Source organism: Thalassolituus sp. UBA6592, assembly GCF_002433655.1.
In the GTDB taxonomy this organism is placed as follows: Bacteria; Pseudomonadota; Gammaproteobacteria; order Pseudomonadales; family Oceanobacteraceae; genus Venatoribacter.
The window spans coordinates 1-16,490 of the sequence record NZ_DJIO01000062.1 but is presented as its reverse complement, the minus strand read 5'-3'; the positions used below and the strand labels follow the sequence as shown (position 1 = coordinate 16,490).

Genomic DNA, 16,490 nt, shown 5'->3' with positions numbered 1-16,490 from the left:
CACTTTCTTCGACGGCCCCTAAGTCAAAAGTATTATATTTAATTAATCCGCTAATTTGCGCCACGAACGGCAGTGTGACCTGACTTGTACCGGAATCTCCTTCTAATATTTCCGGCTGGCCTTCGCCAATTACCGATGGATCATCGGTGACGCTGCCACCACCAGAACCACCACACGAAGAAATCGTGAACGAAATCAATAGATAAGAAATTAATTTTGAAAAATGTGGCAACCTCATTACAACTTCCTTATTTGAGTGCTCTTCCTAGTCGCGGCGATTATACGCGTCGAACTTTCGAAATCCATTAAAACACAACTGAATTAACTGTTGACAATAACCCGCTCACACTTTGATACTCCTCGCTCTCCTGAGAAGCCTGAAATTACAGGCAGATTACCAGTGAACTATATGGATATAGAAAAATGGCGGAACAGTCACACCCATTTTCAGCGTTAGGAACAGAGCCCGTACCAGGAGAGAGCCCTGCCGGTATAAATGCCAAGTACGAACCAGACTATGAACTTCTGGAAGCCGAACTGGCAAAACTCGAATCCATCACATCTGAAAAAGTCGACTGGGAAACAGTAAAAAATCTTTCTTCCCGTTTGCTATCAGACACGACAAAAGATTTTTCTGTCGCATCTTATCTTGCCTATGCATTAACAGAGACCGAAGGCTATGCCGGTATGCGCGCTGGTCTGGGCATTCTGGAAAATATGCAGAAAAATTTCTGGGAAAATGGTTTTCCGCCGGTTAAGCGTCTGCGTGGACGCAAAAGTGCGGTGGAATGGCTTTCAGAAAAATCCAATAACTATATGACGCTGCATCCACCGGTAAATGGTGACGCTGAAAACATTGTGGCCTGTGCCGACTTACTGCGCAGCCTGGACATTGAGCTGGCGGATAAGATGGAATCATCAGCGCCGGATGTCAGAGAATTTAACAGCAGCCTTAAAAATGCGAAGAAAGCGGCTGAATTTGAACTGAAAAGCAAAGAGCCTGCTCCCGCTGCCGCGCCCGCCGCCACTCAGCCTGCGGAGACTCAGCCAGCTCAGGCTGCGGCGCAATCAGCTTCACAACCCGCTGCAGTGCAGCAAACAGCGCCTGCGGAGCAGCCAGTACAACAACCTGTACCGGCGCCAGCTGCTCAGGCAACTCAACAAGCCCCACAACAAGCCCCACAACAAGCACCTCAACAAGTACCCCAGCAAGCAGCGCCTCAATCAGCGCCTGCGCAGGCATCTTCGTCAGCAAAATCCGCCGATGCTGCCATCAGTGTTGAGGTCGGTGATCTCGGTTCAGACTCAGATGCCAAGAAGGCGTATCGCCAGATTCAGGAAGGTCTGCGCAAACTGGCTGATTTTCATGCTCAGCAGAAACCATCAGATCCGCGCCGTTACCGTTACTCTCGTTCTGCACTGTGGGACTCCATCGATAAGCTCCCGCCGAACAAAGATGGCAAAACCCAGCTGCCTAAACCACCGGCAGACAAGCTTAAAAAGCTTTCCGATCTGTTTGAACAGGGCGAATTTCTTGAGGTTGTGACCCAGGCTGAGTCATCTGCGGCCAAAATGCCCTACTGGTTTGACGGCACGCGCTTAATAGTGAATTCTCTTGAAGCTCTTGGCGCTGAATATCAGAAAGCCAAAGATGCACTGCTTGAAGAGCTGACAGGTTTTATTAACCGCGTTCCCAAAATTCTCGAGCTTCAATACAGCGACGGCACCCCTTTCGCTGATGACCAGACGCGGTTCTGGCTTTCTACCCAAATGAATCCGGGTGGCGCTTCCGGCGGCACCGATGCTGGCGACAAATTATCTGAAGTAACCGCTGAGGCCGAAAAACTGGCTGCCTCAGGCAAACTTCAGGATGCACTGACATTGCTTAACAGCGACTTTAATCCGCTCAATGAACGGGATAAATACCGGGTGAAACTGGCCAGCGCAGAACTGATCTCTGCCGCAGGTCAGACCGATGTTGCCATTCCGTTACTGCAACAGCTTATCGAGCGGGTGGAAAAAACCTCGGTGTCAGAATGGGAATCGGATTTTGTTGCGCGCGCCTACGACATTCTTATTAAAGCGTACGGTCGCAGTGACGACGAAAATCAGGATACAGAAGAAGGTCGTTCAGATGCCTTCAAACGTCTTTGCTGGCTGGACCCGGTAACGGCAACCAGCCTCTAAATCAGACAGTCAATCAGGGAGAAGCTCATGGCTAGCAATGGCAGTGTCGCGCCGAAAGAACGCATTAACATTTCTTACAAGTCCAATACTGGCGGTGCATCGGAAGATGTTGAGCTGCCGCTGAAAATGCTCATCGTTGATGACTTTACCGGTCGCGAAAGTGATGAAGTTATCGAAGATCGCGAGCCGGTTAACATTAATAAAGACAACTTTAATGATGTAATCAAAAGTCACAATCTTTCGATGAGCTTTTCAGTACCGAATAAGCTGAAAGATGAAGGTGATGACATCAATGTCGACCTTAAGGTGGATTCCCTTGCGGGTTTCGGTCCGGCTAAGATTGCTGAACAGGTTCCGGAACTGGCCAGCCTGATGGAACTGCGTCGCGCTCTGCAGGCGTTAAAAGGCCCTCTGGGTAACGTGCCGGCGTTCCGTAAAACCATCCAGGCCATTCTGGAAAATGAAGAAACACGCAGCCAGATCATGAAAGAACTGGGCCTCGACAAGGAGTAATGTATGACGACTGCAACTGAAAACAGCGAAGTTAATCTGGCTGCCGAAGCCGGTGAATCCCTGCTTGACCAGGTGATGCAGGAAACACGCATGTCTCCTGGCGACGATGGTTTTGATACTGCCCGTCGTGGTGTAGAAGCCTTTATCTCTGACCTGCTGAAAAGCAACACCAAGGTGGATAAGGTCGAGAAGAAGCTCGTTGACGATATGATTTCCGCCATCGACGAGAAAATCAGCGCGCAGCTGGATGAAATTGTTCACGCTGGGGAATTCAAGAAAGTAGAAAGCGCCTGGCGTGGTCTGCATTTCCTGGTGAAGCGCACTGATTTCAAACAGAACATCATGGTTGAAATGATGAGCGCCAGCAAAAGCGAGATGATCGAAGACTTCGAAGATTCTCCGGATGTTACCCGCTCAGGCCTGTACAAGCATGTGTATTCTGCGGAATACGGCCAGTTCGGTGGTAAGCCTTACGGTGTCATTATTTCTGGCTACGCGATTGACCCGACTGCGCAGGACATCAAACTTCTGCAGGATCTGGCATCTGTCAGCGCCATGTCGCACGCACCATTTATTGCGTCTGCCGGTCCGAAATTCTTTGGTCTGGAAAGTTTCCAGGGTCTTCCTTCGTTGAAAGATCTGGAATCTATTTTTGAAGGTCCGCAATACGCTAAATGGCAGGGCTTCCGTGAATCGGATGATGCCCGTAACGTTGGTCTGACTGCGCCACGTTTCATGTTGCGTTCGCCATACGGCGAAGACAATCAGGTTAAAGAGTTTAATTATCAGGAAGGTATTAACCAGGATCTGGAAAAACTGTGCTGGGGCAGTGCATCCTATGCATTCGCGGCAAACATGTCGCGCTCATTTGCTGAATACCGCTGGTGTCCGAACGTTATCGGTCCTCAGAGTGGTGGTGAGGTTCTGGATCTGCCGGTTTATCGCTATCTCGAAAATGGCGAAACCCGTGTTCACAGTCCGACCGAAGTTATGCTGTCTGATCGCCAGGAATTTGAACTGGCAGAACAGGGCTTTATTGGTCTGGTAGCGCGTAAAGGAACTGACAACGCTACATTCTTCTCAGCAAACAGCGCACAGAAACCGAAATTTTTCGGTAACAGTCCTGAAGCAAAACAGGCTGAAACTAATTACAAGTTGGGAACGGAACTTCCATACCTGTTTATGATTGATCGTCTTGCGCATTACATCAAAGTACTGCAGCGCGAACATATTGGTAGCTGGAAAACCCGTAATGATCTTGATCGTGAACTTAATTCATGGGTTCGCCAGTATGTGGCCGATCAGGATAACCCGCCGGCAGAGGTTCGCAGCCGTAAACCTCTGCGTGAAGCAAGTATCGTTGTGACCGACGATGAAGGAAATCCGGGCTTCTATCGCGTAGAGATGAACGTGAGACCTCATTTCAAATATATGGGATCAAGTTTCACACTTTCTCTGGCAGGAAAACTGGATAAAGAGTGATGCAGTGTGAAGTTGATGGCACAGGTCTGTGGCATCACTCTCCCTGTGAAAGTATTAATTAAGGAGAATACAAATGGCAATTCCTGCTTATATGATTATTGAAGGACAAAATCAGGGTGAAATCAGTTCTGGTGCTCTGAGCGAGGATTCTGTTGGTACCGCTACCCAGGATGGTCACGAAGACGAGATCATGATTCAGGCGTTCTACCACCACGTTCCACGCGGCACGAATGAGCAGACTGGTCAGATCACCAGCATGCCATCTATGCGTCCTATGCAGATCACTAAAATGATCGACAAAGCGACTCCGCTGCTGCACAACGCACTGACCACCGGTGAACAGCTGGACATTACCATCAACTGGTACCGCATCTCCGCCAGCGGCGAAGAAGAGCTGTATTACGTAATGGAAATGGAAAAAGCCGTACTGGTTGACATTGAAACTGTACTGCCAAGCATCGGCGATCCGACTCAGGCTCACCTGGGTCACATGGAAATTCTGCACATCAACCCAGGTTCTATCACCTGGACTCATGATGCTGCAGGTACCGAGGGCGCATACAGCTTCGGTTCTACTGCTGCCTGATGACGGCAATAACCTGCACCGCCCGGTGCAGGTTTTTTTATTGCAGGATGCATCGTGAAATTTATCAGCTTATTTTTTTCGCTGTTTTTGCTGGCCTCGTGTGCCAGCAAAACTGTTTTGGAGGTCGCACCGGAAGACTGGTCTTATAAAGACCGGGCTATTCATATTCATGCCTCCGCACCTACTGATCTGAACTCCATCAGTGGGCGTCCACATTCTTTGATGATTGGTGTTTTTCAGTTAAGTGATCCCAATACATTCCGTGGACTTGCCGAAACCCGTGAAGGCGCTGTAAAGCTCCTGAACGAAGGTCGCGTTGATGACACCATCTCTCAGTTCAACCGTCTGATCATGCAACCCGGAGAGGATAAAGTAACAGCCTATCCTCGTGCTCAGGGTTCTATGTACGTCGGTATTATTTCCGGCTATTTCGGTTTAAGCACAGAACTGGACGTACATATTTTCGATATACCGGTTAAACCAGCAAAACGTGGCGCTGTTGATCTCGTGCTGTCTGCAACCGGGCTTATTGCTGACGAAGCAAAGGCAATTCCGGATGAAATGTTCATCGATTTATCTCTCGGCCGTAAAAGTACGCGCGAGATTAATCTGGTGAATCCGGAAGATACAAAATTCTTTTAAAAGGCCTGGTGGTTAAAGGGGAAGACATGCCAAAGGTTAAATCTGTTTTCTGGCGTCAGGGAATGTTCCTGCAGCCGCAACATTTTCAGTATGCTGAGCTGAGTCAGGAAGAAAAGCTGAGCCAGGTTCGTTATATGAGCCGCCCCTGGTTCTGGGGTGTGCGCGATCTCAGCCTTGCCAATGAAGCGCTGGCGATCCGCCAGATTGAAGTCGAAAGCGGCTCTTTTGTGTTTCAGGATGGTGCTATTGCGACCATTAATGAGAACGCTTCGATTCAGAGCCGGTCGCTGGAAAATATTGAAGTTGATCCGGAACGTCCGATGGACGTTTACATCGGTCTGCGCAAATTGAGCCAGATTGATCCGAACGTCACCATTATTCATAACAACACCGACGTTGCTGGCGTCAGCACCCGTTATTACACGGACGCGGCTCCGGTTGCAGTGGATGATGTTTACCTGAACGATCAGCAGGCAGAGCTGCAGCCGCTGGTATATAAACTCAAGATTATTCTTCCACACGAGCTTGAAGATTATGCTGATTATCATGTGATTCCGGTGGCCCGTATTGCACTGGATGGTGAGAAGCTGATCTTTATGAAAAGTTTCATTCCCCCTCTGATTAATCTTGAAGCTTCAGCCTCTGCGCTGAGTATTGTCAAAGAACTGCGTGATGAGCTGAGTGGTCGTGCATTCCAGCTGAGCAGTATTGCCAATGCCTCTGCCAGTCAGAACTTTGATCCGAACATGCTGCGCTATCGTCTGGGTCTGCAGGCGCTTTCGCGTTACGTTCCGCGTTTTTATCACATGTCAGAAACACCTTCGGTGTCACCATGGGATGTTTATGGCTTTATGCGCGAACTGGTGGGTGAAGTCAGTATTTTCTCGCGCAGTATTAACTTCCTCGGCGAGAACAAAGATGGCGAATCTCTGTTACCTGCCTATGAGCACACCAACCTCTGGGATTGCTTTAACGCCGCCCGCACGCTGATCACTCAGCTGCTGAATGAGATTTCGGTTGGCCCGCAGTTTCTGGTGGAATTTGAGCGTAACGACACGCGCTTTACTGTGGATATTCCGGCTGAGTTCTTCGAAGATCAGGTCGATTTCTATCTGATTCTGAATACCGAAGCACCATGGTCTGATCACTCTCAGTCGTTCCTGACGACGGCCAAACTGGCGGAAGCCGACATGATCGACATTCTGATCGAGCGCTCACTGCCTGGTATTGGTGTACTGCATATGCCAGGGCCACCACCGGGTCTGCCGAAGAAAAACTTCGCCAACTATGCCCGCATTGATATTCATGATGAAAAATGGAATCAGGTTATCAACAAGAAGAGCCTGGGTCTGATGTGGGACGAAGCGCCGGAAGATCTGAAGATCGAACTGGTTATTCTGAGAAAATAAGGGGCATAGCATGAGACTGGTAGATTACTACATGGAAGCTCTGCTTGCCGCCCGCTCTGTAAGTCAGTCATTGAGCGCTGATGATCCGGTATCGGCAGAAGAGCTGAAGAACAAGTTCGTCAACCTGATCAGCAGTGCGCAGGTAAATGCTGCGTCTGCAGGTGTGGATGAAGCGGTTCGGCAAAAGGCCCTGTTCCCCGTTGTGGCTTTTATCGACGAGCTGATTCTTACCTCACCATGGCCGGGCAAGCTGGCATGGAAGAACGATTCGCTGCAACGTCATTATTTTGAAACCACCAATGCCGGTAGTGAATTTTATGAGCAGCTAAACCTGCTCAACCGTCAGGGAAGCGATGCGGATATCCGCGAAATTTATCTGATGTGTCTGGGCCTGGGTTTTAAAGGCCGTTACTTCATGCCGGAAGACAGACCCAAAATCGAAGAAGCCCGTGGCTACAACATGTCGATCATGCTGCCGGAAGATTCGGTATCGCGCATGGATAAATCGACTCTGTTCAGCGCCGCTTACCAAAAGGACATGCGTGAAAATAAGCTGATGCGCAGCCGCTTCAATCTGATCCCGGTATTTACCGCGATTCCTTTTGTTGCCGTGATTGCCACCTTCCTGTTTTACGCGCTGCAGATTGATAGTTGGGTTTCCAACATTGTTGGGTTAGTGAGCTGATATGAAAACCTTTCTGAAATTCCTCTTATGGACCTTTGTTGTCCTGCTGATTTCAGCAGTGGTTATGAGCGTAACCTATCTGCTGGAGCGTCCGTTAACGGACGGTCTGTACGCACTGGCTGCCATTTTTGGTATCTGGATTGCGATTATTATTATCCGCAAAATCATTATCCGTCTGCGCGCCAGGGCGCAGGTACGTAATATTCTGAGCAAAGGCTCTGGCGAAGAAGTCGTTGATGATCTGGGCATGACACCAACCGAGCTGTCACGTTCCCTGCGTCATGGCTGGAAGCGCACCGTACGCGCGCTGAAACGCTCACAGCTGAAGTTTCAGGGTGATCCCCTGTACGTACTGCCGTGGTACATGATTTTCGGTCGCCCGACCTCGGGTAAGAGCACCAGTCTGCGTAATGCCAAACTGCTGCTGCCTTCCATTGATCTGTCAGAAAAAGCCGAAGGCTCTACGCTGAACATTGAATGGTGGCTGCACGAAGAAGGGATCGTCATTGATACTGCTGGCCGTTATGCCGTGCCGGACAATCTCGAACGTGACCGTAAAGAATGGACTCAGCTGCTTAATATGGTTGCCCAGCACAAACAGAAAGAGCCGATTAACGGCGTTATTCTGGTGGTGGCTGCGGACCGTCTGCTGAATGCCAGTGAAGACGATCTGCTCGAAGAAGGCCGTCAGGTGCGCAACAGCATTAACCGTATGATGGAGAAGCTGGAAGTTAAGGTTCCCATCTATCTGATGATCACCAAGTCGGATCTGATTCCCGGCTTCTCTGGCTGGGCAGCTCATCTGCCGGATGAAGTGAAATCCCAGGCTATGGGTTACCTCAACGATTCCGATTCCGGTGATTATTCCAGTATTGTCGATTACGCCCTCGATAACGTCATTGAGCGCGTTAAAGATCTGCGTTTGCTGATGATGGAGCAGGACACATCCCTCAGTGATGAAGTGCTGATGCTGCCGTCTTCCATGGAGCGTTTACGTGATGGTCTGCAGACCTTTATTAAAACCGCTCTTAAAGGTAACGCCTATCAGGAAGCGCCGCCGTTCCGTGGCCTGTACTTCTCGTCCAGTATTCATGATGAGCAGGGTTCAACCGTACGTGAAGGTATGTTCCTGCACGATCTGTTTACCCGCATTCTGCCGTCTGACCGTGGCCTGTTGGTTAACCTGCCAAGTGCTGTTCGTCTGCGTCGTGCCATGCGCCGCTATGCGCTGGGTATCAGTGGTGCCCTGACGTTTGTCGCACTGGTTGGTCTCACCGCCCTGTATAACAACGACCGTGAAGTGCTGGCGGATATTTATACCAACTATGCCGGCAGCGAAATCAATGTTACTTCACCGGATCTCAGCACGGATGAGAAGCTGGAGAATCTGTACCGTCTGAAAACCCTGATTGAATCTCTGGAAGAATATCAGGCGTCTTCACCCATGCCGTGGACTCTGCTGACCGGTAATGCCAATCCGGTTGCTGGTTTAAAGGAAGAGTACATACGTTCAGTTCAGCAAAGTCTGCTGACGCCCTATGACGAAAACCTGAAAGCCACCATCGACGATATGCAGCGCACGAACATCAGCTCGCTGGCCGGTGGCATGGTGCGCCGTATTAACGCACTGCAGGATCGCCTTAATCCGGAAAGTGAAGAGGAAGAAAGCGAAGATCTGCCAATCGGCCCGGACTACATTACGGTTCAGGACCCGGCGGTTACCGCAGACTCCTCTGCTCTGTTCAACGACATTTATATTACTTACGTTGCCTGGAACCCATCGCTGGTAACACTGGAAACGGAAAAGAACAGTCTGCAGTCTGCCCTTCTGTATCTGGTTAAAAATAACCACGGTGATTACAGCTGGATTATTCAGTGGGCGGATTCGCAGGGCTTTGATTCTGTACGTCTGCGCGATTACTGGGGCGGCAGTATTACTCTGGCTGAACCACCAGCAATCGAAGCGGCTTACACCATTGATGGTTACGATTTTATTCAGACCTTCCTGGATGAATTCCAGCGCGCCAATATGGATGACAAACAGCTGACCGAAGTGAAGCAGGACTTCGATAAATACTATCAGCGCCAGTATATTCAGGCGTGGATGGATTTTGCCGAACGTTTTGACGAAGGTAAGCTGAAGCAACGTGACCACGATGAATGGACCAATCTGCTCGATCGTATGGCGACCGGTGACAACCCTTATTTCCGTCTGATGGAAGATATCTACGCACAGCTGTCTGTGTTTGAAGAAATCGAATACCCATCAAAAGAGAAGCTGGAATTCTTTGCTGAAATTCAGAGCTATTCCATCAGTGATGGCCGCGCCGGCCGTGGTAATAACAAGCTGCTGAAGAAAGCACTGGGTAAATTCGGTAAAGTCGGTAAAGCCGCGAAGAAAGGCCTGAAGGTTTACACCAAAGCGACCAAAGATTCCGGTGATGGCGACGATAACGATAAAGTGCTGGATGATTCGGTTAAAGCGGTAGACGCTTACAAGCAGGCACTGGCTGAAGTCGCTTTTAAAGCCTCTTCCCGCTCCCAGTCACTGGATTCCATTACCACACTGTTTACTAATCCCGATGCACCGGAAAAAGGTAACGGCCCTGTGGCGTCTGCCTGGGTATCGGTTAAACAGCTGCAGTCTCTGGTTGGTCGCCCGGTTTCCACTACCCGTCTGTTCTGGAAACTCTTTACCGGCCCGATTGATACCGCCTACGACTATATGCAGCGCGAAAGCAGCTGTGAAATTCAGACCCGCTGGGAAAATAACGTACTGGCTGCTCTGGATGGCGTACCGCGTAATGAACTGGGTAACACCCTGGTCGGTGAAGGTGGTCTGCTGTGGAATTTCGTCAATACCGAAGTGTCTCCTTTTGTATCCAAAGAATACAAACGCGGTTATGTGAAGTCTGATGTCAACAGCCGTTCACTGCAGCTGACCGAGACGTTCCTCGATATCGTCAATAAAGCCAGCAACGGTGCTTTTGTGGTGGGTAACGAATTTGTTGTCTCCATGAATGCTCTGCCATCCGGCGCTAACCCGGATGCCAAAGTATCGCCGTACGCGACCTTTATCGATCTGCACTGCAGCGACGGTACCCAGACCATGGCTAACTACAACTACCCGACTCAGCATGATTTCCGCTGGTCACTGGAAACCTGTGGTGATGTCACTCTGCGTATTGATATCGGCCAGCTGACGCTGCTGAAGGATTACAACGGTGTGAAAGGCTTCAGTAAGTTCCTGGTGGATTTTCAGGATGGCCGCCGCGTATTTACTCCGGATGACTTCCCTAATCAGCGTGCGCAACTGGCGAACCTGGGTGTGCGTTACATCGACCTGAACTATGAAATTCATGGTCAGCGTCCGGTGGTTCAGATGCTCGATACTGTGCCACTCGATATGCCACCAACCATTGCATACTGCTGGTAGGAGCCGACATGGAAGCGATAAGTGACCGCATTAATCTGACCTATTCAGATCATCGGCAGCAGGAAAGCGAATTGCCGATGCGGGTGCTGGTGATTTCGGATCTGACGGTGGACGAGCGTTCGGAAATCGTCGACCCGGAAAACAGCCGCGCACTGGGCCGTAATACCGGTGATATTCTGCAGCACTGGAAGATTTCCTTTAATGCCAATATCACCAACCACCTGCAGCCTGAGCTGGATGCTGCGACGGAAATCCGTTATCCGATTACGGCCATTGATGATTTTCATCCTGATAACCTGATGAGCGGCATTCCGCTGCTCAATCAGGCCGCTGCGCTGTACATCATGCTCACTGAAGAGAAGGTGAAGAGCCGCGAAATTCAGCCGCTGTTTGAACTGTTTGGCTACAGTGATTCTTCTTTTGATACCGATTCAGAACGTCTGCTGATTCAGGCAGATCTGGAGCAGCGTATTCAGAAGCAGCTGAATGAAATTATTCATCACCCGGTTTTTCGTCAGCTGGAACGCAGCTGGCGCTCGGTGGATTTCCTCAGCCGTCAGGTACCGGCCGGGGAAAACATTGAAGTCGTTCTGCTGAATGCCAGTAAACAGGCGGTGACTGAAGACTTTGAAGATGTGCCCGATGTTACCCAGAGCGCACTCTATGATCTGGTTTATCGTCAGGAATTCGGCCAGCTCGGTGGCAAGCCTTATCTGATGATGGTGGCGGATTTCGATATCAGTGAAAAAGCACAGGATATTGCCCTGGTCCGCAATATGGCAGCACTGGCAGCCATGGCACATTGCCCGGTAGCGGCCAATGCCGCGCCTTCGCTGTTTGGTATTAAAACCTTTGCTGAACTTCCTTCTGTCCGTGATCTGAAAGCACACTTCGATCAGCCTGCTTACGCCAAGTGGAATGGTTTCCGTGCGCATCACGACAGCCGTTATGTGGCACTGACGCTGCCGCGCTTTTTATTGCGTGAACGCTATGAAAATACCGGTGGTGGTGTGCGCTTTACCGAAGCCAGCATGCAATCGTCACCCGGTGTCTGGGGCAGCTCATCGTTTGCACTGGCCAGCGTATTTATCCGCAGCTTTGCCCGCTACCGCTGGTTTGTAAACGTCACCGGTGAGGAATACGGTCTGATTGAAGAGATTGCCATCGCGCAGTCCAACAGCCGTATCCGCAATATTATTCCGACTGAGGTGATGATTTCTGACCGCACCCTGAGCGAACTGGTAAACCATGGCTTTACGCCGCTGAGCATTTATAAAAGTTCACGCACCGCCGGCTTCTCTGCAATTCCGGCCTGCTGCAATCAGGAAAGTGGTGAGGAAGACAGTTCGTTTGACGAGCCACTGAGTCAGAAGCTCGACAGCCAGCTGCCGTTTATCATGATCAGCTGCCGTTTCTCGCATTATCTGAAAATTCTGCAGCGCGAGAACATCGGTGCCTGGAAGACCCGTTCCCAGATTGATCAGTCGCTGAATAACTGGCTGCGTCAGTATGTCTCGGATATGGACAGCCCTTCCCCCGGTGTACGGGCCAAACGTCCGTTGCGCGCAGCCAATATCAGTGTGCGCGAAATGGAAGGCAAAGGTGCCTGGTATCTGATTCGGATTACCCTGACACCGCATTTTAAATTTATGGGAAATATGTTCACGCTGAAAGAACGTGGACGACTGGATAAAGCGTAAAACAGAGTCGGTTATGGTGAGCGGCGCATTAAGGATGAGCCGCCGTTAACGACGGAACAACACGCTGATGGAATTTTTTAATCCGGTGACGGATCAAGGAGACGGATATGGCATTACCAGGTTATATGACAATCACCGCTGAAACTCAGGGTACTCTGGAAGGCGAATGCGGGCTGGAAAACCGCGAAGGCGCCATCGTAGTACTGGCCTGTACTCATGCAATCAAACTGCCTACCGATAAAAACGGCCTGACCAGTGGTCGCCGTATGCATATGCCGATAACCATTCTGAAGGATATCGACCGTACTTCCCCGATGTTGTATCAGGCACTTGGGCAATCGGAACTGCTGACAGAAGTCAGGATCGACTGGTACCGCATCGACAGTGCCGGTATGGAAGAACTCTACTACAGCCAGATTCTGAAAAACGCTCAGATCGTGGCCATTGATTTTGAAGTGGAATACACACCGGAAGGTGCCAGCTCGCGTCTTGGTCACATGGAGAAGGTGTCGTTTATTTATGACAGCATCACCTGGATCCACGACGTTGATGGCATTGAGTACGAAGATAACTTCGGGGTTGTTTCCTGATGTCAGGAAAGCGTCTGTTACAACGGGTTGCCGAATGGCAAACCGGTAAGAAGTCGGCAGAAGACAGTTTTGATCTGCCCGATTCCATTGCCCGTGATATCGAGCTGTTACTGAACAGTCAGCGTGGCAATGTGCTGATTGATGAAAATATGGGGCTGCCCGATCTGCGCAGCTTCTTCCAGTCGCATTCTGCGGTGGACACTGAATATTTAACGCAGGAAATCAGCCAGCAGATTAAGTCGTATGAAAAGCGGGTAGACATTACCAACCTCACCTTCGACGACAAAAAGAACGATCCGACACAACTCAGCTGGCAGCTGAATGCTTCCGTCGCCGGTGGCATGAATCAGGAAGTGAACGCGAAAATTCACATTGGAATGGATGGCAGGGTCCGGGTTGAGCCCGCGGTATAAGTTATGAAAACAGATCTTTATCAGAATGAATTACGCTCGCTGCGCGATGGAGCACGGGAATTTGCCCGTAAATACCCGGCGCTGGCACCGCACCTGTCCGGCAGCAGTACTGATCCGGATGTTGAGCGCATTCTGCAGGGTACAGCGTATCTGAGTGCCGGTATTCAGGAACGTCTGGATACCGACTTCCCGGATTTTGCCCAGTCTATTCTGCGTGTTGTGGCACCGGATTATCTGAAAGAAATCCCGGCCACCACCATTGTTGAATTCAAGCCGCGTAATATTCTGAACAACCCGGTAACGATTAAAGCTGCCAGCAAAGTGGATTCGCAGAAGGTCTCCGGCAGCAGCTGCCGCTTCCGTACCTGTCGTGAAGTGATGGTGCACCCTCTGACCGTCAGCAGCTGTGAACTGACCCAGCAGGCGACCCACTCCAGCATTGAACTGGCCATGCACAATACCAGTCTGGCCAATGCTGAACTGAAAGTATCGGAACTGCCGGTACACCTTTCCGGTGATTATGTTGCCGCCAGCCAGATTTACTGGCTGCTGACCAAACACGTTAAACAGATCACTCTGATTGCCGGTAGCCAGGAAGTGAATCTGCCGGTCGACAGTATTAAGAACATGGCGTGGGAAGATGACTTCTATCTGTTTGAGAGCAGCAAAACCGGCCTCAACAGTTTCCGACATGTGCAGGAATACTTTATTAATAAGTTCCACTTCCTGTTTCTGAATATCACCAACCTGGATATTGACGGTCCGTTACCAAAAGCCTTCCGCCTGCGCTTCTCGCTGGATCAGACCGTGCATAACCTGCAGCTGGATAAAAACAGCTTCCGCCTGTTCTGCTCACCGGCCATCAACCTGTTTGATACCGATGCGGAACCGATGTCGCTGGATCACAAAACATCGGATCTGCACATCAACCCGGTGCGCAATACCAACCGTACTCTGACCATTCATTCGGTCACCAGCCTGCAGGGGCAGAGCCGCCGCTCATCAGAAAAGATTCAGTATCAGAGCTTTTCGCTGGCGGCGAAAGAAGCCGGTCAGAACCCTGTGTATGAACTGATTCAGCATTACACCGGGCACACGGATCAGGAAAATATTCTGCGCATCAGTTATCCGCCGGGTATGGACATTCCTTCGCGTGAAATTCTGACTGCGCGCCTGCAATGCTCTAACGGCCGTAATACTGCGCAGCTGAAGGTGGGCGAAGTCAACGTGAACACGCCGGATATTCCCGATCTGGTGAGCGTCAGTAATGTTTCCACCATCAGTGAATACATTGCGCCTATTACCGATGGCCGCACGCTGTGGAAACTGATTACCCATCTGACGGTGAACTATCTGCCGGTTGCGGATATGAACAACCTGAAGACACTGCTCAGTCTGTATAACCCGACCGATCAGACCGATACCAAAGAACACGCGGCCAACCGCAAGCGTATTGAATCCCTGCAAAGCATGCAGGTAACGCCGACGGAAAAACTGTTACGCGGTTATCTGGTGCGCGGACGTCATATTGCTATGGATGTAGACGGCAGCGGTTTTGCCAGTAGCGGTGATCTGTATCTGTTCGGCGAGCTGATGTTCTATCTGCTTGATCAGTTCACCGATCTCAACAGCTTCCTGACGCTGTCGCTGACCAATGTGAATAACGGGGAGACGATGCAATGGCAGTCGAAATCAGTGAAGAGCTGAAGTTCCTCGAGGAAGATATTCTTAACGATGCGCAGGCCTACGAGTTTTTTCAGGCCTACCGCATCCTGAATAAAATCAATGCCCAGTATCCGGTTTCACCGCGACGCCCTGCCCGTACGATTTCGGTACGTCCGGAACTGGGGCTGGGCTACAGCGAAACTGACGTCAGCAAAGTTGAGCGTCTGGAGAAAGACTCAGGCTACGAAATCATTACGCAGATTTCCGGCCTGTACGGTCTGTCTTCCCCCCTGCCGGATTTTTACAACGAAGAACTGCTGGATAATGAATGGGAAGAACTGAACGCGCCGCGTGAATTTCTCGATATTATTCACAGCCAGCTGTTGCCCAAGCTCTACGATGCCTGGTCGCTGTTTAAGCTTAACTTCAATGCCATCGAACACGACCGCGACAGCTACTGGCACATGCTGTACAGCCTGCTTGGGCTGGTTAATGACACGGACTCTCCGGCCATTGCCCGGCTGAAGCTGCGTTATTTTGGTCTGTATTCCAAAGCTGAGCGTTCCGCTGCCGGACTGAAAATTCTGGTGCAGGATTATCTGCAACTCGACAGCATTAAAGTGGAAGAGTTTGTCGCGCAGAACACCCGTATTCCGGCTGCTCTGCGTCTGCAACTGGGCACAGAAAACCACCAGCTGGGAGAAAGTGCTCATCTCGGCAGTCAGATTATTGATCAGAATAACTGCATCCGCATTCATACCGGTGAACTGGATCAGCAGGCTTACGAAGCTATCGTCAATGATTCTGAGCGCATGACGACACTGAGCACCCTGGTATCGTCCTATCTGAAAAAGCCGCTGAAAACGGAACTGGTGTTTAACGTCACGCCATCCAGCCCAATGGCCAGCCTGGGTTATCAATGGAATTCGCTGGGCATCAATACTTATATGCGCAACGATCAGTCGCCACGCAGCATCTCGTATCCGCTGACCTGTTAATCGTCTTACAGGGCCACTGCCCACAAATATCTATCCAAGCATTTGCTAAAAACGTGAGGCCCCTTGTCCTCATAGAGGGGCCTTACCCCTCTCGCCGGACCGGCTAAACTCCTGACCGCCATGGATGGCGGAAATGCATGTTTTGCAGGAGCAAAAACAAGCCCGCTTCGCGCTTTCTGGCTCG

The 16,490-nt window shown here is 50.4% G+C and carries 13 protein-coding genes; all 13 read left to right on the top strand.

Annotated features, from left to right (window positions below; translation table 11 throughout):
- Window positions 1-423: 423 nt before the first annotated feature.
- The 13 genes from B2Z72_RS05525 (at window position 424) to tssG (ending at window position 16,306) form a co-directional block, all read left to right on the top strand.
- Complete coding sequence (locus B2Z72_RS05525; protein ID WP_296983752.1) at window positions 424-2,187, top strand: TssA family type VI secretion system protein; 1,764 nt, start codon at window positions 424-426, stop codon at window positions 2,185-2,187.
- Between the two features lie 27 nt (window positions 2,188-2,214).
- Window positions 2,215-2,700 carry a type VI secretion system contractile sheath small subunit gene (tssB, locus tag B2Z72_RS05520; RefSeq protein ID WP_296983751.1) on the top strand — a complete coding sequence of 162 codons (486 nt, stop codon included), beginning with the start codon at window positions 2,215-2,217 and terminating at the stop codon, window positions 2,698-2,700.
- Between the two features lie 3 nt (window positions 2,701-2,703).
- Window positions 2,704-4,182, top strand: a complete 1,479-nt coding sequence (gene tssC / locus B2Z72_RS05515) for a type VI secretion system contractile sheath large subunit (protein ID WP_296983750.1) — start codon at window positions 2,704-2,706, stop codon at window positions 4,180-4,182.
- A 73-nt stretch (window positions 4,183-4,255) separates the two neighbouring features.
- Window positions 4,256-4,768, top strand: a complete 513-nt coding sequence (locus B2Z72_RS05510) for an Hcp family type VI secretion system effector (protein WP_296983748.1) — start codon at window positions 4,256-4,258, stop codon at window positions 4,766-4,768.
- 54 nt (window positions 4,769-4,822) lie between these two features.
- A complete protein-coding gene (gene tssJ, locus B2Z72_RS05505; protein WP_296983747.1) occupies window positions 4,823-5,410 on the top strand; it encodes a type VI secretion system lipoprotein TssJ in 588 nt (195 codons plus the stop codon).
- Between the two features lie 26 nt (window positions 5,411-5,436).
- Complete coding sequence (gene tssK / locus B2Z72_RS05500) at window positions 5,437-6,819, top strand: type VI secretion system baseplate subunit TssK (RefSeq protein ID WP_296983745.1); 1,383 nt, start codon at window positions 5,437-5,439, stop codon at window positions 6,817-6,819.
- 10 nt (window positions 6,820-6,829) lie between these two features.
- A complete protein-coding gene (locus B2Z72_RS05495; RefSeq protein ID WP_296983744.1) occupies window positions 6,830-7,504 on the top strand; it encodes a DotU family type IV/VI secretion system protein in 675 nt (224 codons plus the stop codon).
- A 1-nt stretch (window position 7,505) separates the two neighbouring features.
- The gene (locus B2Z72_RS05490; RefSeq protein ID WP_296983741.1) at window positions 7,506-10,940 is read left to right on the top strand and encodes a type VI secretion protein IcmF/TssM N-terminal domain-containing protein; all 3,435 of its coding nucleotides are present in this window, start codon (window positions 7,506-7,508) and stop codon (window positions 10,938-10,940) included.
- An 8-nt stretch (window positions 10,941-10,948) separates the two neighbouring features.
- The gene (gene tssC / locus B2Z72_RS05485) at window positions 10,949-12,640 is read left to right on the top strand and encodes a type VI secretion system contractile sheath large subunit (protein WP_296983740.1); all 1,692 of its coding nucleotides are present in this window, start codon (window positions 10,949-10,951) and stop codon (window positions 12,638-12,640) included.
- 107 nt (window positions 12,641-12,747) lie between these two features.
- The gene (gene tssD / locus B2Z72_RS05480; RefSeq protein WP_296983739.1) at window positions 12,748-13,230 is read left to right on the top strand and encodes a type VI secretion system tube protein TssD; all 483 of its coding nucleotides are present in this window, start codon (window positions 12,748-12,750) and stop codon (window positions 13,228-13,230) included.
- A complete protein-coding gene (tssE, locus tag B2Z72_RS05475) occupies window positions 13,230-13,643 on the top strand; it encodes a type VI secretion system baseplate subunit TssE (RefSeq protein ID WP_296983738.1) in 414 nt (137 codons plus the stop codon). The genes tssD and tssE overlap by 1 nt, the downstream gene beginning before the upstream one ends.
- A 3-nt stretch (window positions 13,644-13,646) precedes the next feature.
- Window positions 13,647-15,350, top strand: coding sequence for a type VI secretion system baseplate subunit TssF (gene tssF, locus B2Z72_RS05470; protein WP_296983737.1), 1,704 nt, complete (start codon window positions 13,647-13,649; stop codon window positions 15,348-15,350).
- Window positions 15,323-16,306, top strand: a complete 984-nt coding sequence (gene tssG, locus B2Z72_RS05465; RefSeq protein ID WP_296983736.1) for a type VI secretion system baseplate subunit TssG — start codon at window positions 15,323-15,325, stop codon at window positions 16,304-16,306. Before tssF ends, tssG begins: the two co-directional genes overlap by 28 nt.
- Window positions 16,307-16,490: the final 184 nt, after the last annotated feature.